Annotated in this window: 24 protein-coding genes; 12 read left to right on the plus strand and 12 right to left on the minus strand. The window is 65.2% G+C overall.

Translation table 11 applies throughout. The features are described from left to right. Nucleotides 1-83: 83 nt before the first annotated feature. Nucleotides 84-518: a DoxX family membrane protein gene (locus tag CRO01_RS02910; RefSeq protein ID WP_097007608.1), complete on the minus strand. Its 435-nt coding sequence runs from the start codon at nt 516-518 to the stop codon at nt 84-86. 139 nt (nt 519-657) lie between these two features. Here CRO01_RS02910 and CRO01_RS02915 point away from each other — a divergent pair, with 139 nt between their 5' ends. Then, entirely contained in the window at nt 658-1,005 is a 348-nt protein-coding gene (locus CRO01_RS02915; protein ID WP_097007609.1) for a winged helix-turn-helix transcriptional regulator, read from the plus strand. A 35-nt stretch (nt 1,006-1,040) separates the two neighbouring features. On the opposite strand, the gene CRO01_RS02920 is transcribed toward CRO01_RS02915, so the two are convergent. Together CRO01_RS02920 and CRO01_RS02925 are read right to left on the minus strand one after the other, a co-directional pair. Further along, nucleotides 1,041-1,295 (minus strand): hypothetical protein, encoded by a 255-nt coding sequence (locus CRO01_RS02920; RefSeq protein ID WP_097007610.1) that lies wholly within the window; start codon nt 1,293-1,295, stop codon nt 1,041-1,043. Between the two features lie 250 nt (nt 1,296-1,545). Next, a complete protein-coding gene (locus CRO01_RS02925; RefSeq protein ID WP_097007611.1) occupies nt 1,546-2,541 on the minus strand; it encodes a tyrosine--tRNA ligase in 996 nt (331 codons plus the stop codon). Between the two features lie 100 nt (nt 2,542-2,641). On the opposite strand from CRO01_RS02925, the gene CRO01_RS02930 reads away from it, so the two are divergent. Next, entirely contained in the window at nt 2,642-3,562 is a 921-nt protein-coding gene (locus CRO01_RS02930) for a biotin--[acetyl-CoA-carboxylase] ligase (RefSeq protein ID WP_097007612.1), read from the plus strand. Between the two features lie 42 nt (nt 3,563-3,604). Here the strand turns inward: CRO01_RS02930 and CRO01_RS02935 are convergent, their stop codons facing one another. From CRO01_RS02935 to CRO01_RS16465, 4 genes are all read right to left on the minus strand, one after another. After that, nucleotides 3,605-4,618 carry an amidohydrolase family protein gene (locus CRO01_RS02935; protein WP_097007613.1) on the minus strand — a complete coding sequence of 338 codons (1,014 nt, stop codon included), beginning with the start codon at nt 4,616-4,618 and terminating at the stop codon, nt 3,605-3,607. 69 nt (nt 4,619-4,687) lie between these two features. Continuing rightward, a complete protein-coding gene (locus tag CRO01_RS02940; RefSeq protein WP_097007614.1) occupies nt 4,688-5,920 on the minus strand; it encodes an HD domain-containing protein in 1,233 nt (410 codons plus the stop codon). Between the two features lie 160 nt (nt 5,921-6,080). Beyond that, on the minus strand, nt 6,081-6,815 hold the full coding sequence (psmB, locus tag CRO01_RS02945) for an archaeal proteasome endopeptidase complex subunit beta (RefSeq protein WP_097007615.1): 735 nt from the start codon (nt 6,813-6,815) through the stop codon (nt 6,081-6,083). A 117-nt stretch (nt 6,816-6,932) separates the two neighbouring features. Further along, nucleotides 6,933-7,106 carry a hypothetical protein gene (locus tag CRO01_RS16465; RefSeq protein WP_179747379.1) on the minus strand — a complete coding sequence of 58 codons (174 nt, stop codon included), beginning with the start codon at nt 7,104-7,106 and terminating at the stop codon, nt 6,933-6,935. Between the two features lie 286 nt (nt 7,107-7,392). On the opposite strand from CRO01_RS16465, the gene CRO01_RS02950 reads away from it, so the two are divergent. The 6 genes from CRO01_RS02950 to CRO01_RS16470 all read left to right on the plus strand — a co-directional run bounded on the left by CRO01_RS02950 (nt 7,393) and on the right by CRO01_RS16470 (nt 12,025). Beyond that, a complete protein-coding gene (locus CRO01_RS02950) occupies nt 7,393-7,758 on the plus strand; it encodes a DUF555 domain-containing protein (protein ID WP_097007616.1) in 366 nt (121 codons plus the stop codon). 82 nt (nt 7,759-7,840) lie between these two features. Continuing rightward, nucleotides 7,841-8,380, plus strand: a complete 540-nt coding sequence (locus CRO01_RS02955) for a CBS domain-containing protein (RefSeq protein ID WP_097007617.1) — start codon at nt 7,841-7,843, stop codon at nt 8,378-8,380. A 42-nt stretch (nt 8,381-8,422) separates the two neighbouring features. Further along, nucleotides 8,423-9,022 (plus strand): DUF502 domain-containing protein, encoded by a 600-nt coding sequence (locus CRO01_RS02960; RefSeq protein WP_097007618.1) that lies wholly within the window; start codon nt 8,423-8,425, stop codon nt 9,020-9,022. A 929-nt stretch (nt 9,023-9,951) separates the two neighbouring features. Further along, nucleotides 9,952-10,467 carry a DUF5805 domain-containing protein gene (locus tag CRO01_RS02965; protein WP_218839113.1) on the plus strand — a complete coding sequence of 172 codons (516 nt, stop codon included), beginning with the start codon at nt 9,952-9,954 and terminating at the stop codon, nt 10,465-10,467. After that, nucleotides 10,464-11,519 carry a tyrosine-type recombinase/integrase gene (locus tag CRO01_RS02970; RefSeq protein WP_097007619.1) on the plus strand — a complete coding sequence of 352 codons (1,056 nt, stop codon included), beginning with the start codon at nt 10,464-10,466 and terminating at the stop codon, nt 11,517-11,519. The genes CRO01_RS02965 and CRO01_RS02970 overlap by 4 nt, the downstream gene beginning before the upstream one ends. A 344-nt stretch (nt 11,520-11,863) precedes the next feature. After that, entirely contained in the window at nt 11,864-12,025 is a 162-nt protein-coding gene (locus tag CRO01_RS16470) for a hypothetical protein (protein ID WP_179747380.1), read from the plus strand. A gap of 16 nt (nt 12,026-12,041) precedes the next feature. Here CRO01_RS16470 and idsA3 read toward each other — a convergent pair whose 3' ends face one another. Further along, nucleotides 12,042-13,091 (minus strand): geranylfarnesyl diphosphate synthase, encoded by a 1,050-nt coding sequence (gene idsA3 / locus CRO01_RS02975; protein ID WP_097007620.1) that lies wholly within the window; start codon nt 13,089-13,091, stop codon nt 12,042-12,044. A gap of 1 nt (nt 13,092) precedes the next feature. Then, a complete protein-coding gene (locus CRO01_RS02980; protein ID WP_097007621.1) occupies nt 13,093-14,445 on the minus strand; it encodes a ribonuclease J in 1,353 nt (450 codons plus the stop codon). Between the two features lie 313 nt (nt 14,446-14,758). On the opposite strand from CRO01_RS02980, the gene CRO01_RS02985 reads away from it, so the two are divergent. After that, the gene (locus tag CRO01_RS02985; protein ID WP_097007622.1) at nt 14,759-15,364 is read left to right on the plus strand and encodes a metal-dependent hydrolase; all 606 of its coding nucleotides are present in this window, start codon (nt 14,759-14,761) and stop codon (nt 15,362-15,364) included. Nucleotides 15,365-15,383: 19 nt separating this feature from the next. Here CRO01_RS02985 and CRO01_RS02990 read toward each other — a convergent pair whose 3' ends face one another. The 3 genes from CRO01_RS02990 to CRO01_RS03000 all read right to left on the minus strand — a co-directional run bounded on the left by CRO01_RS02990 (nt 15,384) and on the right by CRO01_RS03000 (nt 18,268). After that, on the minus strand, nt 15,384-16,136 hold the full coding sequence (locus tag CRO01_RS02990) for an isopentenyl phosphate kinase (protein ID WP_097007623.1): 753 nt from the start codon (nt 16,134-16,136) through the stop codon (nt 15,384-15,386). Then, nucleotides 16,133-17,176: a mevalonate kinase gene (gene mvk / locus CRO01_RS02995; RefSeq protein WP_097007624.1), complete on the minus strand. Its 1,044-nt coding sequence runs from the start codon at nt 17,174-17,176 to the stop codon at nt 16,133-16,135. Before mvk ends, CRO01_RS02990 begins: the two co-directional genes overlap by 4 nt. Before the next feature lie 114 nt (nt 17,177-17,290). Beyond that, nucleotides 17,291-18,268, minus strand: coding sequence for a hypothetical protein (locus tag CRO01_RS03000; protein ID WP_143824891.1), 978 nt, complete (start codon nt 18,266-18,268; stop codon nt 17,291-17,293). Between the two features lie 111 nt (nt 18,269-18,379). Here CRO01_RS03000 and CRO01_RS03005 point away from each other — a divergent pair, with 111 nt between their 5' ends. The 3 genes from CRO01_RS03005 to CRO01_RS03015 all read left to right on the plus strand — a co-directional run bounded on the left by CRO01_RS03005 (nt 18,380) and on the right by CRO01_RS03015 (nt 20,745). After that, nucleotides 18,380-18,973, plus strand: a complete 594-nt coding sequence (locus CRO01_RS03005) for a J domain-containing protein (RefSeq protein WP_245838491.1) — start codon at nt 18,380-18,382, stop codon at nt 18,971-18,973. A gap of 89 nt (nt 18,974-19,062) precedes the next feature. Next, nucleotides 19,063-20,028 (plus strand): archaeosortase A, encoded by a 966-nt coding sequence (gene artA / locus CRO01_RS03010; protein WP_218839114.1) that lies wholly within the window; start codon nt 19,063-19,065, stop codon nt 20,026-20,028. Continuing rightward, nucleotides 20,029-20,745 (plus strand): metallophosphoesterase, encoded by a 717-nt coding sequence (locus CRO01_RS03015; RefSeq protein WP_097007627.1) that lies wholly within the window; start codon nt 20,029-20,031, stop codon nt 20,743-20,745. The last annotated feature ends 22 nt before the right edge of the window (nt 20,746-20,767 follow it).

The following is a 20,767-nucleotide window of genomic DNA, read 5'->3' on the forward strand; positions in this document are numbered from 1 at the left end:
TACCGCGAAGGAAGTGTGCCGTCCTGTTAAATTATCGGTCCGGGAAGGTGTCGACTAGCTGAATAGTATCAGTCCAGCGCCGATCAGAGGCCGACGCCGACGGCGTAGGCCCACTCAGCACTCCCGGCCGCCAGAAACGCCAGCGCGGCGCCGAGCATTGCGACGTTCTTGAGGAAGGCGGTCATCTCGTCTTGTTGCTGGTCTTCGGGGACTGCCCAGAAGTCGTGCATCAGCGGCGTCGTCACGACGAGGAACGCGACGATCGCGCCGGCCGCGAGCACCGGAAAGACGCCGAGCAAGATGCCGAGGCCGCCGAAGAGCAACATCCCGCCGGTAAACGGCACTGCGAGCGAGGCCGCCGGAACGCCCTTCATCTCGGCGTACCCGCTCATCGAGTCGGCGTTCTGGAAGTGGTTCAGTCCCATAAATGCCAGTACGACGCCGAACAGCACCCGGGCAACGAGAAACGCCTCGCTGGCGCCCGGGCCGCTCAGGAACAGCGGGGTGACGCCGTTCATCGAGCCACCTCCGTCCGTGCCGTTCTGCCTTGGTCAACCGGTGCGTCGGATCGCCGCATCTGTAGTATCATTACGTCACCTGGTTAGGAACCGAACCTATATATTCATTCGGCGACAATGCAGTCACCAGGTAACAGCGATGTCATCTGACCTCCAGCAGACGCGAGCGGACGCCCAAGACGAGAAAAGTGGTCCCTGTGCGGTTATTAAGTCGTTCGACCAGATCGGGTCCCAGTGGCGACTCGTTGTCCTCCACGACCTGCAGGGCGCGGAAAAACGGTTCAACGAGCTGAAACGGTCGACGGACGCGAGCTCGCGGACGCTCTCGCGCGTGCTCGACGATCTCGAAGACCTCGGCTTCGTCGACCGGCGCATGGAAGAAGACGCACCGGTCGCTACCTACTACAGTCTCACCGACAAGGGCAGATCGCTCTGTCCCGTCTTCGACGAGATCGAAGACTGGGCCGGCGATTGGCTCGACGAATAGCGACGAGCAGAATCACTCGCACCGCTGTCGTCCAATTACGCGGTCCGGCGGCGTCCGGGCGGATTCCGGAACAGTCCGTCGCCGACCGCAAGCGCGGCGACGACGGCGCCGCCGACGAGCGCGGACTGGGACGGGATCGAGAGTATCTGACCGAGGAGCGCAGCGACCACCAGTGCCGCCGGAATTGCGGCGAGCACGAGATCGTGTCTCGACACCGACGGCGGCCGGTCCGAATCCCCGGTGTTCGCAACCGATTCCGTTCGACGTCGATCTGGCGCTCTCTCGACCATCTGTAACACCTCCTCGCGTGCTAGTAGCGGCGGCGCTTCACTAAAATCCATCGCCGAGCGTTTTCTCGAAGTTGGTTCGTATTTCCTCTTGACCACAGCATTTAATTCTCATAAGTTATAGCGTGCTACAGCTCTGTCCGACCCATCTCCTGCAGTCGGTCTGACGTTCCAGTGGCGCCGCTGCGATGCCACCGGACGTGTGACAGAACGGAAAGAGAGACCGAACAGAAACGCGGTCGCCGCGGCGTCGTTACGCGCGAAGCTCGTCGAGTCGCTCGCGGCCGGGCGCGATCAGGTCGTCGAGATACGCCGCGAGCGTGCCCTTGGCGTCGGCCGGGTGAAGCTCGCCGTTCTCGAGGGCCTCGGCCAGTTCCTCGTAGTCCTCGTAGGTGACGTTACCGCCGTACTCGTCGGGGCGCTCGACGGTCACGGCGTCGAAGCGGGGGAACACGTGGTACTGGAACAGTTCGAGCACGGGGTTTTCGCGCTCGACGCCGTCCTCGGTCGGCTCGGGGTCCGCGGTCGGCGGGCAGTACGCCGAGTTGATCTTGTCTTCGAGCTCGTCGGCCGAATCCTCCATCGAGATCGTCACGCCGGCGCTGGAGGCCATCTTGCCCTCGCCGGTCGTCAGGTCGGCGATGATCGGCGTGTGCAGCGCGGGGCGCACGTCGTAGTCGAGATCCGGAAGCTCCTCGCGGGCGAGCATGTGAACCTTGCGCTGGTCGAGACCGCCGACCGCGAGATCCACGTCGAGGTACTCGATGTCGAGCGCCTGCATCAGCGGGTAGACGAGATGCGAGACTTTCGCGGTGTCGCCGCCCTGCAGTTCGGCCATCGCGCGCTGGGCTCGGTTGAGCGAGGTCGACAGCTCCATCTGGTGTACGTCGAGCACGAAGTCCTCGTCGAGTTGGTACTCCGAGCCGTAGACGAACTCGGTCTGCTCGGCGTCGAGGCCGTACGCGAGGAACTGCTCGCGCATCTGCTCGGCCGTCTCGCGGATCTCCTCGAACGTGCCCTTGCCGTTGAGGTAGGCGTGCACGTCGGCGAGCAACACGACGACATCCATGCCGGCCTCCTGCAGGTCGATCAGCTTGTTCGCGGTCAGCAGGTGGCCAACGTGGAGCACGCCGGAGGGCTCGTAGCCGACGTAGGCGCGCTTGCCCTCGGGGTCGGCTGCGAGGTCCTCGACCTCCTCCTCGGTGACGACCTCCTCGGCGTTGCGCGTAATCAGATCGTAGTCGTCCATACGGGGACTCTGACAGGGCGGCAATTTAGGGCTTCCCAACTCCGGCGGGCGTCGACAGCACTCGGAAGCACCTAAGGATCGGCCACCGAAAGAGAGGGGTATGAACGACACGCGCAAGGCCGTCCTCGACGCGCTCGACGACGGCCCGGTGACCGGACCCGATCTAGCGGCGCAACTCGACGTTTCGCGGGCGGCGGTCTGGAAGCACGTCGAGGCGCTCCGCGAGGACGGCTTCGAGATCGACAGTGGCGACGACGGCTACCGGCTGGAGTCGGTGCCGGAGTTTGGTGGCCCTGCGGTCGAGTACGGACTCGACGCGCCCTTCGATGTCGAGTACCACGAGAGCGTCCCGAGCACCAACGTCGTCGCCCGAGAGCTCGCCGACGACGGCGCCAGCGACGTGGCCGTACTCGCCGACGAACAGACCGGCGGAAAAGGACGACTCGACCGCGAGTGGACCTCGCCAAGCGGCGGCGTCTGGCTGAGTGTCGTTCTCCGGCCCGATCTGCCACCCGCCCGCGTTCCGATGCTGACACTCGCGGCGGCGGTCGCGGCGACCGACGCCGCCCGCGAAGCTGGCGTCGACGCCGAAATCAAGTGGCCCAACGACGTGCTCGTCGGCGACCGCAAGCTCGTCGGCATCCTCACCGAGATGGAAGGCGAGGCCGACCGAGTCTCGTGGGTCATCCCCGGCATCGGCGTCAACGCGAACATCCCCGCCGACGAGTTGCCCGAGGGCGCCGTCAGCCTCCAGACCGAGGTCGGTCCCGTCGAGCGCCGGTTGTTCGTCCAGCGCCTGCTCGAACGACTCGACGAGCTTCGGTCCGATCCGGACGCCATCCTCGACGCGTGGCGCGAGCGGTCGGCGACGCTCGGTCAGGAGGTTCGTGTCGAGACGCCAGAGGGCATCGTCGAGGGAGTAGCGAAAGATGTCGACCTCCCGGGAACGCTGCTCGTCGAAACCGACGACGGCGTCGAGCGCATCCACGCGGGCGACTGCGAGCACCTCCGCCCGGCCTGACGGCGGCTCAACCTCGAACCTCCGACCTACTGCGGCACTTTCCTATAGCAGCACACGCTTTATATCGCCCTGTCCGGCGCGTCGGACGACAGCACGCACCACGTCACGGGCACCGGTGAGATTGTCCGAGTCGCCGTCCAGCACCAGCAGCTTCGCGTCTCTGCCCTCGGCGACGACGCCGCGATTCAGCCCGGCGATCTCGGCGCCGTTGACCGTCGCCATCCGGAGCACGTCCTCGGCGGGGAGATCGAGTAGCTTGGCGGCAAAGGCCATCTCCCGGAACATCGAGGGGCTGTTCGTCATCACGTTGTCAGTTCCGAGCGCGAGCGTCGTCCGCTCGGCGAGCTCGCCGGCGGGTGGCAGCCCCACGTCGGTCACGACGTTCGAGCGCGGGCAGAGCACGATCGGCACCTCGCTGTCGTCGACTCGATCGAGCTGGTAGGGCTCGGGGTGGACCATGTGGACCAGAAAGTCCGGATCGAGATCGAGCGCGGCGTCGATGTCGGTGCTGTCGACTTCGCCGGCGTGAATGCCGAAGAGTTTCCCGGCCTCGCGGGTGGCCCGGCGCTCGTGCTCGAACTCGGCGTCGTTGGCGCCGCTGGCGCCGAACCCGTCGCTGGCCCGCATGGCGTCGGCGGTCTCTCGTCCCAGCACGACCGGGTCGAGGTCGACGCCGCTGGCGGCATCCTCGATCATCTCGACGCCCGGGACGCCGCCCTCGCGGAACTCGATGCACGTGCTCGTCCCGGTCGCCTGCATGAATCGCAGCGAGCGCGTCATCCCCTCGACCAGTTCGGCCCGGTCGGCGGCGTCGAGCAGTCGGTGTTTCAGTCCGTCCGGGGGAGCGACGAGTTCTTCCAGCGTCAGCCCGCCGCCGGCCTCCTTTGCGATCGAGTCGCCGAGGTGAGTGTGCGCGTTGACGAACGCCGGCAGAATCACGTCGCCGCTGTCGGTCGTCGTCTCCTCGATCGATACGATCTCGCCGTCCTCGACCACGACGCGGCCCTCGATCGGGTCGAACGCGCGCCCGCGAAGGACGGTCCCTTCAAGTTCCATGGCTGCTAGGAGGTGACTCGGGACTATTCTATCTGTCTTTGCGAACGCAAGTCTCGCCGCGAGGAGGGCCTATTCCCCGTGGCCGAACTCTTCGAGGGTGGCGTAGTCTCCCCGACGCACTTCGGTGACGAGTCCGCCGTCGGTCTCCAGTCCGAGCACGGACGCCGCGGCGCCGCCGACGCTCTCTGTCACCGCATCGGGCGCGTAGACGCCAAAGCGCCACTGGGAGCGCTGGGCGGCCCGCAGGGCGTCGACCAGCGGAGACTGCTCGCCGAGATGCCTGATATCGCCGTTGACGACGACGCGCGAGGTCGACTCGGTCATCGACGGGCGCGAGGGAACGTCGATCACGACGTGCTCGGGGTCGACGCCCGCCCGGCCGGCGATATCGGCCTCCAGATCGCGGACGCGGTCGTGGTCGGCCGACAGCAGCGAGTCCGGCACGTCGTCGAACTCGGCCCAGACGGCGCGCTTGAACAGGTCCCGATCGTCGATCGCCCGGGCGTAGCGCTCGGTGCGCTCGTTCCCGCGTAGGGCGGCGATCAGATCGTAATCGTCCATCCGCCGGACCTCGGCGGCCGTGCTGGCACCCGCTTCGAGCAGGTGCTCGGTCGCCCGGCGAAGCATCGTCTTGCCGATCCGGGCGACCGGGTGGCTGTACACCGTCGGGTTCATCAGCGCGCGGGCGACCAGCAGGCTCTCGGCCGTCTGGACGTTGCCTTCCGCGAGAACGAGTTCGCCGTCGAGGAAGGTCAGCTCGCGTACGAGGCGCTCGTGGTCGATCGTCCCGTAGGGAACGCCGGTGTGGTGGGCGTCCCGAACGAGGTAGTCCATCCGGTCCACGTCGAGTTCCCCCGAGACGAGCTGGCCGTACTGGCCCTCGCCGGCGATCAACCCGGCGACTGCACTGGGATCGAGGTCGTTCGCGCGGAGCACGTCGCCGACGGGGCTCGACGCTAGCAGTTCCTCGACATCGTCGTGGTACTTGCCGGTGTGACGATACACCAACTCCTCGACGTTGTGGCTAAAGGGGCAGTGACCGATATCGTGTAGCAGCGCCGCGGCTTTGACGCGTTCGGCCTGCTGCCCGTGAACGCCGAGGTGATCGAGCGCCTCGCAGGCGAGGTGATAGACCCCGAGACTGTGCTCGAACCGGGTGTGGTTCGCGGAGGGGTAGACCAGCGACACCGTCCCCAACTGCGCGATCCGTCGAAGCCGCTGGACCGCGGCGGTGTCGAGCAGCGCCGACGCGACGCCCTCGACCGCGATGTGATCGTGGACGCTGTCCTTGATCGTGGTCATGCGCCGCCTTCGTCCCGTTCGTACAAAAAGTATCGCCGGGAATCGGGGGCGTCACGACGCCGAAGCCGAATCGGGAGACATCGAATTCGGATCGCCGTTCCCGCAGGACAGCGCTCGAACGCAGGAAAGAATGCAAGTTATAGTACGTCGTCGAGACCAGTTACAGCACGTCGTCGAAGTCCTTGTGGCCCTGAATGGTGACCTCCTCGTCGGTCACTTCGGCGAGGAAGACGCCGTTACCGCTGCCGGTGTCGCGCTCGACGGCACTTTTGACCGCGCGCGCGGCGACTTCCTTTGCCTCGTCGTTCGAGAGGCCTTCCTCGTAGTACTGTTCGAGAGTACCGTAGGCGACCTGCATCCCGCTGCCGGTGACGGTGTAGTCGTCCGCGACGACGCCGCCGGCGGGGTCGATGCTGTAGACGTGACTCCCCTCGTCGTCGACGCCAGCCAGAATCGGGTGGATGGCGAAAAACGGCCCGCCGCGGGCGAAGTTGCCCGCTAGCGTCGACAGCGCTTCCATGCTCATCTGTTCGCCGCGGCGCGTTTCATAGAGGTTCGACTCGACGCGGAGGTACTTGATGAACGACTGGGCACCGCCGACCGAGCCGACCAGCGTCAGGACGGCGCTGGGATGGATCTGCTCGACCTTCTGGACGTCCTTGCTGGAGACGAATCGGCCGCCGAGGCTGGCGCGCATGTCCGTGGCGACGACGACGCCGTCGTCGGTCGTCAGGCCAACGGTCGTCGTTCCGGTCTTGTTGACGTTCTCGAGTTCCGCTTCGGAGAACTGGGGCTCGGGGAGCGAGCCGAGCGAAGGGCCAAGCGGGTCGTCGTCTGCACCCGACAGCCGGTCGCGGTTGCGAGAGAACTCGTTGTCGTGCATCGGGGTTCGCATTGCACGGAGCTACACGTTGGGCGCATATAAATTGACGGCGTTCCAGTCGGCCAGTACAGGCACGAAGCCGGCGCTGTCGGTGCCTCTACAGCTTGAAAACGTGTCGGGGCGTTCCGATTAGGGCTTCGCGTCCTCGTAGGTTCGCTCGAGCCGTTCGACGGCCCGGTGAATCGGCGGCGCTCGGCCGGCGGTCCGCTGGGCGGCGAGCGCGAACGGCATCGCGAGGATGCCGAGCGCGATGGTCATCTGGTACAGGGCAAACACGCTGGATCGGTACACCCGTTCGATCATCTGACTTCGATACGCTGCTGGACCATTGCCGTATATAAGACTATCTAAATTTAGATTACATAACGAACGATCTCCTCCGATTGAGGTTGCCGCAGTCTTGCGATTCAACTATGCTTGTAAACTCCTCAACTGCACCCGCCAACGGCCCCGAGTCACAGGTACGAACGCGCTCGCTGAGCATCGGCTTTTCCATAAGTTATAGCGACCTTTTGCGTGGCGTGCGCAGCGGCGCGGCGCGACACGACCGAACCACAAAGCAAGAGAACCCCCGGCCAGAAGTGTAGGTATGAGCAACTACCTCGTTGCGATGGAAGCGGCATGGTTGGTGCGCGATGTCGGCGAGATCGACGACGCGATCGGCGTCGCGGTCAGCGAAGCCGGCAAGCGCCTGAACGAAGAGAGCATGGACTACGTCGAGGTCGAAGTGGGTGCGACGGGGTGTCCGGCATGTGGCGAGCCGTTCGACTCTGCATTTATCGCCGCCGACACCGCGCTGGTCGGTCTTCTCTTGGAAATGAAGGTGTTCAACGCCGACAGCACCGAGCACGCCCAGCGAATCGCCAAAAGCGAGGTCGGTGGCGCGCTGCGGGACGTTCCGCTGTCGGTCGTCGAGACGATCGAGTACGAGGACGACGAAGAACTCGAGTCTTAGTCCTGCAGATCGCGCCGAGTAGGGGCCCCGTTTCGGTGTCCCGATCCAAGCTTTTTTAATATAACCCAAAGTAATCCGGTGTATGGAACTGCCGACGCCGGCCGATCTCCGGGAGCGCCGGAACGAACTCGGGTTGACCCAGAGCGAACTGGCCGATAGAGCCGAGGTCTCCCAGCCGTTGATCGCCCGGATCGAGGGCGGTGACGTCGACCCCCGGCTCTCGACGCTGCGGCGGATCGTCAACGCGCTGGCGGAAGCAGAGACGGGGATCGTCCGCGCCGAAGACCTCATGCACGAGGACGTGATCCGGGTCGCCCCCGACGACGAGCTGCGAGTCGCCGTGCATCGGATGGAAGAGGAGGCCTACTCCCAGCTTCCCGTTCTGCAGGACGGCATCCCCGTCGGCAGCATCAGCCAGAGCGATCTGGTCCACGCCGACGAGGACGACCGCGCCGAATCCGTCCGCGAGTTCATGAGCGAGAGCTTCCCGACCGTCTCCGAGGACACGACGCTCGACGAGATTACGAGCCTGCTCGAACACTACAAGGCGGTGATGGTGACTGATCGCGGGGAGACTGTCGGCATCATCACGGAAGCCGACATCGCCGGCCGACTCTCGTGACTCGACGAGAACGCTAATGAGACTGTGTGGATACTACCTCGTATGGACTGGCTGAAACGAGATCTGGGGAGCGGGCTCGTCGTCTTGCTTCCGATTCTCGTCCTCGTCGCCGCGGTTCGGTGGCTCTACACGAGGCTCGCCGCCCTCCCGCTGGTCGACGGCGTCCAGCCGCCGGTGGCCGGGGTGGCGCTCAGCCTACTACTGATCGTCACCTGCGTGTTCAGCATCGGCTACCTGATGCGCACGGCGCTCGGAACGGTGTTGTCGATGCGACTCGACTCCATGATGAATCGCGTTCCCGGCCTTCGCGTCGTCTATAACGCCTCGAAGATGGCGGTCGAAACGGCCGTGATGAACAGCGACGGTCTGGAGCGGCCCGTCAAACTCGAACTGTGGGGCGACCTCCGCCTGACGGGGTTCCAGACGGGCCAAGAGTCCGACGAGGGTAATCCGGTCGTGTTCGTCCCCACCTCACCGAACGTGACCAGCGGCGTCGTCGTGGAGGTCGACCAAGAGGACGTGATCGAAACGGACGAATCCGTCGAGGACGCGCTGACACGCGTGCTGAGTGCCGGATTCGGAGAGAAAAACGGACCGAGAAACGCCTCCGAAAACCTGTTTTCGACATCGGACGACGACTGACTGTCGGACGCCGACCCTCGAATGTCGGTACTCGGCTGGAAGGGAGCTTCACGCAATTGTATATATCGAAATGAGATTCATCAGTCGTGCTTCCGACGAGGCAATGCGTGGTATCAGACCGCGCGCAACCGCTGTCTCTCCCTAACTGACAACCGTTTCGCCGCCGAAAGGCGCCACTCAGCCGCTCTGGTCGAAGCGTGACGCCGACTACTAGGCCTGCCACACGTGGCCCGTGTCGTCGTCTCGAGTGCAGGCCACGGCATCGTCCACGCTCATTAACACGAGCAATCGGATATCTAAACCTGTGGCCGGGGCGCTACACGATGCCATCGGCGTGGGTGCAGTGATCCATCGCCGCCGTCATAGATGCCGAACGTAAGACTGCCTGCGAGCTGCCACAGTGGGGATCACACCCCTGTGTATGAGAATCGAGAGGGGATCTCCACACCCGTGCTCGGTCGTACGGCAATCACCGGTGTCGCCAGAAGACAACACAGATCTCTCCTGCGACGAACTGTTTCAGTTGCTGTGCCGGCACGTGCTGGGTTCGGGATGATAGCTCAGTCCGCGAGCATTGATTGGATGAGAGCCATGGCGAAACTACGAATCGTACTGCATCAAATCGAGTATTGCTGATCGAACCCAATCCGATCTGGGCAACAGTGGCGCATGTTTCAGCCCCCTCGACAGAGCCGGAAGGCAACCGAATCAAAATGAGTAGATAGTGATATTTCTTGCGAGAGACGTGCAGTGTCACGGACGAACTATCGAGCGAGGTGTATTTTATCCGTATTCCTAGTACCAGACGCCAGTTTTGTGGTGCCATAATTCAACAATAGAGCCCAATATTTGGCTCCACAAAACAGAATAACATACCTTATCTGCAGTTATGGTAACATTGATGGGGTCGCGGTTCCTCGGTCGTCGTCGTGACGACAGATCGAGACGTGGACACGTCCCGGACGGCCGTGAAGACGTACGTCCCCGCGTATCAAAAGCGTCGGTGGGCCGACCACGCCGACGAGTTGGGCATGAGCCAGAGCGAGTTCGTCCGAACGATGGTCCAAGCCGGCCGCAGTGGGTTTTCGCCGTCCGAGGACGCCGAAATCACCCGTGAGGAGGCACCGAGCGGTCGGAAATCCGACGATGTTCCGGATTCCTCAGACCGACCTAGCGAGGAACCCACTTCTACGGACGTAACCCCTGGGGTTGAGACCGGGAAGACGGGGTCCTCTGAGCCCCGCGGTGGTGGCACGCCGGGACTCACCAACCGAGTGCTCGAAGTGCTCGACCGCGAGGGCGTGCTCTCGTGGGACGATCTCCTCGACGCCGTGACCGACGACATCGAAGGGCAACTCGACGAGGCGATTCAGGAACTACAATCGGAGAATCGAGTCCGCTACAGCGGTCGAGAAGGCGGGTACACGCTGGCCGACCGATCATGAGTGGGGGCGTCCAGACCGACACCGAGGATGTCGAGGATCCGGTCGCGTACTTCCTGCAGGACGTAGGGTATCACGGGAAGACGGAGCGGACACAGGACGCCTACGAGCGCGTGCTGCGGGATTTCGAGGCGTTTCTCACAGAGGGAACTGCCCGAACGACGAGCGGTCTGACGGTCGATGAAGCGACACACAGAGACTGTATGGAGTGGGTACATACGAAGCGTGGCGAGCTGGCCGACAGCACGATCGCCACCTACGCCTCGTATCTCCACCGGTTCTACGGGTACATGACGCAGGTCGGCGTGTTCGACGCGAACCCGATGACGATCGTCGTCGAGCAGATGGACGAGTCTATCGACACTGACCCGGCGCGGCGGGAGATTTCGGTCCCCGAGATGCAGGCGTTCGTACGCGGTATCGAACATCCGCTGGATAGGGCAGTGATCGTTACCTTGCTGAAGACGGGACTCAGAGCCGGCGAGCTCTGCAATCTCGACCGCAGGGATCTACACTTGCCTGCGGCGCCGGACGCCGAAGACGCGCCGGTCAGAGCGACGATCGATGGGCGACCGAGATCGCTCTACGTTTCGCCGAAACCGCGACAAGGCGTCGAGGTCAACGGCGAACGCCGTACCGAATCGAACAAGCGAAAACGCGAGACGGTCGTTCCGGTCGACGAGGAGCTTTCGGCAATCCTCGTTCGGTGGTTGGCCATCCGCCCGGACGCCGTGTCGCCGGCCGAACCGCTGTTCGTCGGCACGCGAGACGGGTGGGGCCAGCGGCTCTCGATCGACACGGTCCACCGAATCGTCACGGACCATGCCCGCGATCGGGGGTGGTATCGCACCGGTGGCGGCGCCGCCGAGAACGTGACACCGCATTACTTCCGGCACTTTTTCACCACGCATCTGCGCAGCGAGACGGGAGATCGGGGGATCGTGAAGTACCTCCGCGGCGACGTTGCCGAGGACGTGATCGACACGTACACCCACAACTGGGGCGATCGGGTCCGCGAGACATACGAGGGCAAGATCTACTCGCTGTTGGACTAGTAATTCGAAGCGCGTGCTTCGTTGCCGCTGCGACGCCGGATCTGAGCCTTTGGTGAGTAAAAGTAGCGCATGCCGGTGATTTACCGGTGATTTCAGAGCGGTTTTGGGAGGTAATGGTGATTGAATATCATTTTGGGGCGTTCCAGTTGCAACGTGTAAACCACATTTCGATATATCAAATCTCCTCCGGCGCCGGTTAACGAGAAGTGTCGCAAATGGGGCCAGAGAACCGCTGACAGTTCATCTTCCGGAAGATATCCTGTAGACGAGAGCATAATCACCTACCCATACTTGTGTGTTAGCCGTTACCAATAACTAAGGACGGATCTGCCGAACTAGTCCACATGGGGCTGGTGGAGCGCCTCCGATCGGCCGTCGGCGGCCACAGCGACGGGCGGCTCTACGAGTGTGGCACTTGCGAGGAGACGTTTGCGTACGCGCCGTCAGTCGACAATCCGACCTGTCCGTACTGCGACGCCGAGCTACGAGCTACCGAGGTTGCGTGAAAAAACGGGGTTCGGGTCAGTAGCCGCGTTCGATCAGGTAGTCCGCGAGTTGTTCGAGCAGATATCGCTGCTCGTTGTCCGGAAGCACCTGCAGACGGTCCTTGCCGGACTCGACGAGGTCGGCGGCCGTCTCGCGAGCGTAGTCGATGCTACCCGCGGCTTCGAGTTCGGCCACGGCGTCATCGATCTCCGACTCTGTGACGGCCTCGACGCTTTCGGCGTCGACCAGCGAGTCGACGTCGACGCCCTGATTGCGGGCGTGCAGCGTCAACAGCGTCTGCTTGCCTTCGACGAGGTCGCTGCCGCGCTGCTTGCCCAGCTGCTCGCTGGGAACGGTCAGGTCGAGCACGTCGTCCTGAATCTGGAACGCACGCCCGACGTCGATGCCGTAGCCGTACAGTTGTTCGACGGTCTCGTCGTCGGCGCCGAGCAACAGCGCGGGGACGCAGGCCGAAGCACCGTAGAGCACGGCCGTTTTGTGTTCGACCATCTCGAGATACTCCTCGGGCAGCACTTCCGAGCGCGTCTCGAACTCGACGTCTAAGGCCTGCCCCTCGCAGATCTTGGTGCAGGTCGACGCCAGTACGTCGAGCGCGCGGACGGTCCGGTCGGCCGGTGCACCCGTCTCGAGCATGATCTCGAAGGCCATCGAGTACAGCGTGTCGCCGGCCAGTATCGCCGTTTCGAGATCGTACTCCCGATGAACCGCGGGGACGCCGCGCCGCAGGTCGTCGTCGTCCATGATGTCGTCGTGAATCAGCGTGAACGACTGGATGACTTCGACGCTGACGGCGGCGGCCATCACGTCGACGACGCTGTCGTTAAGCGAGGGGAACGACCGGTAGTCGACATCGTCCGCGTCGGCGTCCGCGAGGGCTTCCGCGACCAGCAACAGCACCGTCGGTCGGAGCCGTTTTCCGCCGGCGTCGAGCAGGTAGCGCGACGCCTCGTAGAGCCGCTCGGGATCAGTGATCGGTAGCTCCTCGGGGATGGCGTCGTTGACCCGTTCGCGTCGCTGCTTGACGGCGTCGAGCACCCGCTTCTCGCGTGCCTCGGGGTCAGTCATGTCACTCGACCAGCTGAATCAGGTTGCCGTTCCGGGTCACGTGCAGGTCCCGACCCATCTTGTACCCCTCGCTCTCACAGAGATTGACGTACGAGGAGTAGCCGCTCATGTCCTGGTGAGCGGGGATGACGTGCTGGGGCTGGAGCGCGTCGAGCATCTCGTAGTGGCCCTCTTGGTTGAGGTGGCCCGAGACGTGGATGTCGTCGTAGATGCGGGCGCCCTGCATGCCCAGCAGCTTCTCGGACTGGTAGCGCTGGCCCTCGTTAGTGGGCTCCGGAATGACGCGTGCGCTGAACAGCACCTTGTCGCCTTCTTCCAGTTCGTAGGGCGTGTCGCCGCGGCCCATTCGGGTGAGCATCGCGCGGGGCTCGCCCTGATGGCCGGTGACGATCGGGAGATAGTTCTCCTTGCCCTCGTTCATGATCCGCTTGAACGTCCGGTCGACGGACTTGCGGTGGCCGAACATCCCCAGATCGTCGGGGAAGTCGACGAAGTTCAGGCGCTCTGCGGTGCCGGAGTACTTTTCCATCGAGCGGCCGAGCAGGACGGGCTGACGGCCGATGTCCTTGGCGAACTCGACGAGGCTGGAGACGCGCGCGATGTGGCTGGAGAACGTCGTCGCCACGATGCCGCCGTCGTAGTCTTCGATGCTGTACATCACGTCCTTCAGGTGCTCGCGCGCGACGCTCTCGCTGGGCGTGCGGCCCTTCTTGTTGGCGTTCGTACAGTCCTCGATGTAACAGAGTACGCCCTCGCCCTCGCGGCCGATCTCGCGGAACCGCTCCATGTCGATCGGGTCGCCGATGACGGGCGTGTGATCCATCCGCTTGTCAAGCCCGTAGACGACGGCGCCCTCCGGGGTGTGGAGAACCGGGTTGATCGCGTCGATGATCGAGTGCGTGACGTTGACGAACTCCAGCTCAACTTTGCCGGAGTCGCCGATGCTCATCATCTCGCCGGCTTCCATCTTCACCAGATCGTTCTCGACGCCGAACTTCTGCTCGCCTTCGATCTGCTGTTTGACCAGCTCGATCGTAAAGGGCGAAGCGACGATCGGCGCGTTGTATCGGTGAGCGAGTTTGCTGATCGCGCCGATGTGGTCGAGGTGGCCGTGGGTCGGCACGATGGCCTTCACGTCGCCCTCGAGGTCGCTCATGATCCGGTCGTCCGGAATGGCGCCCATGTCGATCAGGTCGAGACTGTGCATCCGTTCGGTTTCGACGTTGTCGTGGATCAGAACCTTCGAGAGGTTCAGACCCATGTCGAAGATGACGACGTCGTCGCCCGCTCGCACTGCCGTCATCTGCCGCCCGACTTCCTCGTAACCGCCTATTGTTGCTATTTCGACTTCCATAGTTGATCCGAGCATTCAAAGCCACGTGCGTGGCGATGCGCTCACACAAACACCCGCGAATAACGGGAACGAGACCCCGGCGTCTTACAGCACGTCGGCCGCGCACCCGCCCGCAGCGCGCGTCACAGACGCACGCTACTACCCGCGGGTCGTGTTGTGCGAAGCTATGCGCTCATGGTTTAAAAAGCCGTGGCTTACGAGACGTTCCGCTTCAAATGCGTTCAAATAATCCGGAAAACACCCGCTAGAGAGGTGTGAACGCACCACTCGGTCGACGACGGTCTTAATTTCCCGGAGCGCGTTGAACGCGTATATGATGCTGACGACACACGTGCTGGTCGGGCTGGCGCTGGCAGCGCCAGTGCTCCTCGTGGCTCCCGAACTGGGACCGGCCGCACTCGTCGGCGGCGCCGTCGGCGGGGCGTTTCCGGACGCGGACATGTACACCGCCCACCGACGGACGCTTCACTTCCCAGTGTACTTCAGCGCGCTCGCGCTTCCGACGCTCGTGATCGCGGCCGCCGTCACGACGCCCGCAACCGTCGCCCTCGGCGTCGGGCTGCTGGCTGCTGCGATCCACTGCCAGATGGACGCCTTCGGCGGCGGCCTCGAACTCCGGCCGTGGAAGGGCACCTCCGAGCGCGCCGTGTACGATCACTATCGCGGACACTGGCGCTCGCCGCGGCGGTGGATCAGGTACGACGGCGCCCCCGAGGATTTCCTGCTGGGCGTCGGTCTCGGCGTCCCGCTGTGGCTCGTGCTCGATGGCCCCTTCGATACGGTGGTCGTCGTCGCGCTGGTCATCTCGGCGGTGTACGCCGCCGTCCGGAAGCGTCTCCCCGATCTGGCGCCGTTCGTCGTCTCGGTCGCGCCCGACGCCGTGGCTACCTATCTTCCTGACGAGTACGAAGACGCCTGAACCGCCCAGTTGATCGCCGTCAATCAGCCCGCTCGACCGTCGTCCCCGGACGCTCGCCGGCGAGAAAGTCCGCGAGCGCGTCCAGATCGAAGATCGACGCCGGCGCGTCCAGCGCGAGCAGCTCCCGGACCTTTCCTGCCATCCCGCCGGACACGTCGGTCGCGTCGCTCCCGCCGAGCACGTCGGCCACGTCGTCGAACGTCTCGATCTCGGGGATCACGGCGTCGTCGGCGTCGAGCACGCCGGGGACCGTCGAACAGACGCCGATGCGATCGGCATCCAACTGTGTTGCCAGATCGACCACTATCTCGTCACCGCTGAGCACCGTGACGCCCTCGCCGACGTGGCCGACCACGTCGCCGTGGCAGACTGGGACGAACCCCTCGCCGAGGAGCGTCTCGATCTGGCCGGCCGGGAGCGTCAGGTCGGCGTCAGCGTCGCGATGGGCCGCCGAGAAGGGATGGACCGGCACCGCGGGGACGCCGGCGTCGCGCAGCCGTCGGAGGACGAACTTGTTCAGCGTCGTCATGGCGCCGTGGATCGCCAGCACGCCGTCGGGATCGTGCGTCCCGTCGTCCGTCGTGACGCCCCATTCGGCCGCGTTTGGATGGCCGAAACTGCCGCCGCCGTGGACGATCACGAGGTCGTCGACGGCGCCGTTGCGCGCGGCGGCGACGGCGTCTGCGGCGCGGTCGAGCGCCGGCCCGTCGACCGTCTCGTCGCGGTCCTTCTCGGTGACGACGCTGCCGCCGAGTTTCAGGACCGTCGTCATGCGTCGCCCTCCGACTGTCCGCCGTCGGTCGCGGGCTCGGCGCGCACGCCGTCCCGGTCGAGTTCGGCGCGGAACGCCTCCTCACAGCCCGGCGTAAATCGGAGTGCAGTCCCCGTCTCGTCCGTCTCGTCGAGCGCGACGACGCAGCCGCCCCCGCCCGCGCCGGTCAACTTTGCGCCCTCCGCGCCGGCGTCCCGGGCGGCCCAGACCATCCGATCGAGCGAGCGCGAGGAGACGCCCAGCGCCTCCAGCAGGCCGTGGTTGAAGTTCATCAGCCGGCCGAGCTCGGCCACGTCGCCGCTCTGTAGGGCTTGCTCGCCCTCGCGGACGATGTCGCCGATCGCTTCGACCGTGTCGGCCGCGAAGCCGTACTCCTCGCGCAGTTGCCGGACGCCGGCGACCAGCGCGCCGGTGTCGCCGGCGCCGCCGTCGAAGCCGACGACGATCGGCAGGTCCGGCGTCTCGATCGTTCGGCACTCGTCGCCCTCGACCCAGACCGCCCCGCCCATCGCCGAGCAGAACGTGTCCGCGCGGGAGGCTTCCCCGTCCTGCACGTCGTACTCGGCGCGAAACGCGCGGTCGGCGACTTCTTCGGGCGAGAGTTCGACGCCGAGCTCCCGCGTCGCGGCGTCGATCCCGGCCACGGTGACCGCGGCAGAGGATCCCAGTCCGGCACCCAGCGGAATCTCGCTCTCGATCGTGATGTCGAAGCCGATCGTCTCGGGATCAGGCCCGTCGTCGCGGCGTTCGGCGACGGCGGCGCGGGCCTGCTCGACGGCGGCGTCGACGTAGCCCATCGCGGCGTCGATCAGCGATTCCGAGACCGCAACGTCCGGCGTGCCCTCCGACGCGCCGCTGTACTCGACGGTGAATCCGTCCAGCGAGAGGTCGTCGGCGTGGACTCGCAGGAGGTCGTCGTCCCGACGGTCGACGGTGACTCGCGCGCGCCGCTCGATCGCGCAGGGCACCGCCGGCTCGCCGTAGACGACCGCGTGCTCCCCGAACAGGTACACCTTGCCGGGAGCGCTCGACGTAGTCATAGGCGTTGCTGGGGGGCCATCGGTTACAGTAGTTGCGGAATGGCGGCGGGCTGCCGACGCGGCTGAGATCGGCGACACAGCTGCCGGTGCAGCGGGACGCCGAACCCGGCGGGCTTACTGCAGTCCGAGCGCGACAGCAAGCTTGTCGCTGTTGCGGATCTCGTGCTCCTGAGAGGCGTCGTAATGGTCTCGGGCGTCGTCCGACCGGTTTTGGTATTCGAGGTAGTTCCCCTCTCTTCGAGCCGTCGCGGCGTCGCTCCACGCCGTCGACGATTTCCGGAAGTCGACCGACTTAGCTTCGGCGGCATCGCAGATCGTGACCGCATCCTCGACGCCGATTTCGGCCGCATTCGCCCGTGCGCTCTCGAAGGAGTTCTCGGCGGCGCGGTACGCGTCGGCTGCGTCGGTGAACGCCTCGCTCGCCTCGGCCCAGCGTTCGTTCTCGAGGGCATCGCTGCCGTCTTGGTACTTCTCATTGCCGGTGTTGAACGAGCGCAGTCCCGAGAGATACGCGTCGTGGGACGCCCGCCGCGTCTCGTAGTTCGGGATGCGGTCGGCGGGATCACCGGACATGATCCGGGCGGGCTCGTCGTCGTGGCCCAGCCCCAGCGTGTGGCCCAGTTCGTGCGTGATCGTCGTCCGGGTAAGCTCGTCCGAGTAGCCCGACAGGATCTGGACGGTCGCGGTGTCGGGCGCGTTGCCGGTGATCAGCGGCGCGCAGCCGACGACCTGATACTCCTCGCTGGAGCGCTCGCAGGTCGTGATCTCCGAGACGAGCGTCACCAGCACGTCCGGCTCTGCGGCGTCGGCGTCGAGGACGTACTCGACCTGATAGTCGAGGTACTCGTCGTCGTTGCCCTCCCAGAACGTCGCGGCGGCCTCGGTGAGTTCGGGAAAGTTCGACCGCTCGAGCCCGTCCTCGTAAGCGATGCCGAGCGTGATCGGCTCGCCGTCCCACGGGTGGCCCGAGCCGCCGACCTCCTCGATCCGAGAGCCTTCGGTCACCCGGTCGACCGTCTCGGCTAACTGAGTACAACCAGCGCTTGCCGCACTTGCTCCGGCCACGGCGCCGAGGAACGTTCGTCGTCGCACTGTCTACCTACGACTGACGAGACGCGAGGGTTGAGTGTTTCGGCCGTCGCCGGGGGCTGCCGGAATCGTCCGCCGAGAATTTCTTTAGCGTCGGTCCCGAACAGCGGCGATGTGTGGGAGGCGATCGCAGCGCTGCCGGAGTGGCTCATAGTCGGCCTCGGGATCGCAGCGGCGGCGTCGCTGCTGATCGCGGCCGCGTTCGCCGCCGGCGAGTGGCTGTTCCCGCCCCTCGATGACCGCCAGCACGCCCCCGAACGCGAGGGCGCCGAGCGACGCGTCTCCGAGATCCGAAGCTACCTCGACGGCATCGGCGAGCGCTACGTCGAGGACGCCACCGTCGACGGGCAACGGGTTCGCTTCTATCTGCCCGAGCGCGACGTGGCGATCACGTTCGACGCCAGAACGTTCTACCGACTCGACGGCTCCGAGACCGAGCCGGTGCTGGTCGAGCACGAACTGCCCGGCGCCAGTCTGGGCTCGCGGCTTCCCTTCGAGACACCGACGGTCGACGCCGACCCCGACATCGACCACAGCGTCGCGTCGGCGTTCGCGGCGCTGGGCGTGCCCGCCAGCGCCGACGCCGAGGAGGTTCGGCGCGCCTACCGGCGACGGATCAAGGATGCCCATCCCGATCAGGGCGGGGACGAAGCCGAGTTTCGGCGCATCCGCGACGCCTACGACACTGCGCGGGAACACGCCGACTGATCGAGAGCACGGTAACCGAGAGCAACGGTGCCGCGTCCGGCGCGCACGATGCCGATAGCTCTTTATTTCGATAGCGCTTGCGTCCTGTCGTGACGACGGAACTAGCCGCCCCGCTCGCTATCGAGTCGCTGTGGGCGACCGGGACGCGCAACATCTTCGTCTGGGCCGCCATCGCCGCCTTCCTCCTCACCGCCGCGCTCGAACTGACCGGCCGGACGCGCACCGCGCGGACGACCGGCGCCGCGGCGTGGGTCGTCTTCGGCGTGTTCTGGCTGCTGATGTTCCCGTACTTCGCCTTCGACGCGAAGAGCATCATCGAGGGCGTCCTGAGCCTCGCCGGACTGCCGCTGTCGCTGTACGCGGCGTACCTGCTCTACACGGGCCGGGACTCGCTGTTGATCCTCTCGCGGGCGGTTGCGATGATGGGACTGCTGTACCTGCCCGCGATGACGATTCCAGCCGTCAAGGTGTTCCTCATCGAGACGGTCGCCCAGCAGGCCCACTTCGGAATGGAACTGCTCGGCTATTCGCCGGGCATCGAGACCGGCAAGAACGGCTACCAGAGCCGCTTTGCCTTCGAGGGGTACTCGACGTACATCGTGCTCTCGTGTACCGGCATTGGTAGCATCTCGATCTTCGGCGGCGCGATTCTTGCGGTGCGCGCGCCGCTGGCCCGGAAAGCCAAGGCGTTCGCGCTCGCGGTCGGCGTCATCTGGATCGCCAACCTCGCCCGGAACGTGTTCGTCGGGCTGGCGGCGCCGCTTGGCTGGTTCGACTACCCGATCTTCAACACGATCACGGACACGCTCGCCGGCGAGTCGATGGTGACCTCCTTTTACGTCTCCCATCACCTGATCTCCCAGACGCTGTCGGTGCTCGCGCTGGTCGGCATCACCCTGCTCGTGGTTCGGGTGCTTCCGGAACTGTTCGCGGTCCTCGACGAGATTCTGTTCGTGCTGACCGGCACCGAGTACGACCTCCAGTCCGAACTTGCACCCTCTAACGACGCCGGCACCGTGGGACAGGTCGACGCCGCCGATCCGGGCGACGACTGAATGCCCTCGCTGGACGCCGAGTTTTGCGACCGCGCGGTCTACCTGCCCGGTGCGGACGCGCTCGTCTGTGCCGACCTGCATCTCGGGCGGGACGCCGACTCGAACGTCGAGTTACCCGTCGGCGAGCGCGAGGACATCGAGGGGCGAATCGAGACGCTGCTGGCGAGATTCGAGCCCGACGAGGTCGTCGTCGCTGGCGACGCGCTCCACGCGTTCGACCGGCTCCCCGACGGCGTCGCCGCGTCGCTGGCCGACCTCGCCGAGACAATCCACGGTGCTGGCGCTGACCTCTCTATCGCGGTCGGGAACCACGATACGATGCTCCACGCCGCCGTCGCGGAGGGCATCGACGCCGTGTCCGTCACCGACGAGCACCGACTCGGCGGCGACGGCGCCGTCGTCCTGCACGGCCACGAGCCGCCCGAGGCCGACGCCGGGCTGTACGTCTGCGGGCACGTCCACCCCGCGATCAGGATCGAAGGCCAACGGCGTCCCTGCTACCTCTTTGACGAGGGGAGCGACGACGGCGCCGACGTGCTCGTCGTGCCGGCGTTCACCCGGCTCGCGGCCGGCTCGCTGGTCAATCGCTCGCGGCGCGGCGGCGTCGAGACGCCGCTTTTGGGTCGACTCGGCGACGTTCGGCCGATCGTCCGCGACGACGACGCCGACGAGACGTTCTGGTTCCCGCCGCTGGCTGAGTTTCGGTCGATGCTGTGACTGGTCGGTCTGTCCCAGTAGA

It is taken from the genome of Natronoarchaeum philippinense (assembly GCF_900215575.1).
Classification (GTDB): domain Archaea; phylum Halobacteriota; class Halobacteria; order Halobacteriales; family Natronoarchaeaceae; genus Natronoarchaeum; species Natronoarchaeum philippinense.

Excerpts from the sequence above, each read along its gene's own strand:
- CRO01_RS02935 (WP_097007613.1), bottom strand. The coding sequence starts at position 4,618 with ATGGAACTTGAAGGGACCGTCCTTCGCGGGCGCGCGTTCGACCCGATC.
- CRO01_RS02920 (WP_097007610.1), bottom strand. The coding sequence starts at position 1,295 with ATGGTCGAGAGAGCGCCAGATCGACGTCGAACGGAATCGGTTGCGAAC.
- CRO01_RS02960 (WP_097007618.1), top strand. The coding sequence starts at position 8,423 with ATGGACTGGCTGAAACGAGATCTGGGGAGCGGGCTCGTCGTCTTGCTT.
- CRO01_RS02950 (WP_097007616.1), top strand. The coding sequence starts at position 7,393 with ATGAGCAACTACCTCGTTGCGATGGAAGCGGCATGGTTGGTGCGCGAT.
- CRO01_RS02930 (WP_097007612.1), top strand. The coding sequence starts at position 2,642 with ATGAACGACACGCGCAAGGCCGTCCTCGACGCGCTCGACGACGGCCCG.
- CRO01_RS16465 (WP_179747379.1), bottom strand. The coding sequence starts at position 7,106 with ATGATCGAACGGGTGTACCGATCCAGCGTGTTTGCCCTGTACCAGATG.
- psmB (WP_097007615.1), bottom strand. The coding sequence starts at position 6,815 with ATGCGAACCCCGATGCACGACAACGAGTTCTCTCGCAACCGCGACCGG.
- CRO01_RS02925 (WP_097007611.1), bottom strand. The coding sequence starts at position 2,541 with ATGGACGACTACGATCTGATTACGCGCAACGCCGAGGAGGTCGTCACC.
- idsA3 (WP_097007620.1), bottom strand. The coding sequence starts at position 13,091 with ATGACTGACCCCGAGGCACGCGAGAAGCGGGTGCTCGACGCCGTCAAG.
- CRO01_RS02940 (WP_097007614.1), bottom strand. The coding sequence starts at position 5,920 with ATGACCACGATCAAGGACAGCGTCCACGATCACATCGCGGTCGAGGGC.
- CRO01_RS02985 (WP_097007622.1), top strand. The coding sequence starts at position 14,759 with ATGATGCTGACGACACACGTGCTGGTCGGGCTGGCGCTGGCAGCGCCA.
- CRO01_RS02990 (WP_097007623.1), bottom strand. The coding sequence starts at position 16,136 with ATGACGACGGTCCTGAAACTCGGCGGCAGCGTCGTCACCGAGAAGGAC.
- CRO01_RS16470 (WP_179747380.1), top strand. The coding sequence starts at position 11,864 with ATGGGGCTGGTGGAGCGCCTCCGATCGGCCGTCGGCGGCCACAGCGAC.
- CRO01_RS02980 (WP_097007621.1), bottom strand. The coding sequence starts at position 14,445 with ATGGAAGTCGAAATAGCAACAATAGGCGGTTACGAGGAAGTCGGGCGG.
- CRO01_RS03015 (WP_097007627.1), top strand. The coding sequence starts at position 20,029 with ATGCCCTCGCTGGACGCCGAGTTTTGCGACCGCGCGGTCTACCTGCCC.
- CRO01_RS02910 (WP_097007608.1), bottom strand. The coding sequence starts at position 518 with ATGAACGGCGTCACCCCGCTGTTCCTGAGCGGCCCGGGCGCCAGCGAG.
- mvk (WP_097007624.1), bottom strand. The coding sequence starts at position 17,176 with ATGACTACGTCGAGCGCTCCCGGCAAGGTGTACCTGTTCGGGGAGCAC.
- CRO01_RS02915 (WP_097007609.1), top strand. The coding sequence starts at position 658 with ATGTCATCTGACCTCCAGCAGACGCGAGCGGACGCCCAAGACGAGAAA.
- CRO01_RS02970 (WP_097007619.1), top strand. The coding sequence starts at position 10,464 with ATGAGTGGGGGCGTCCAGACCGACACCGAGGATGTCGAGGATCCGGTC.
- CRO01_RS02955 (WP_097007617.1), top strand. The coding sequence starts at position 7,841 with ATGGAACTGCCGACGCCGGCCGATCTCCGGGAGCGCCGGAACGAACTC.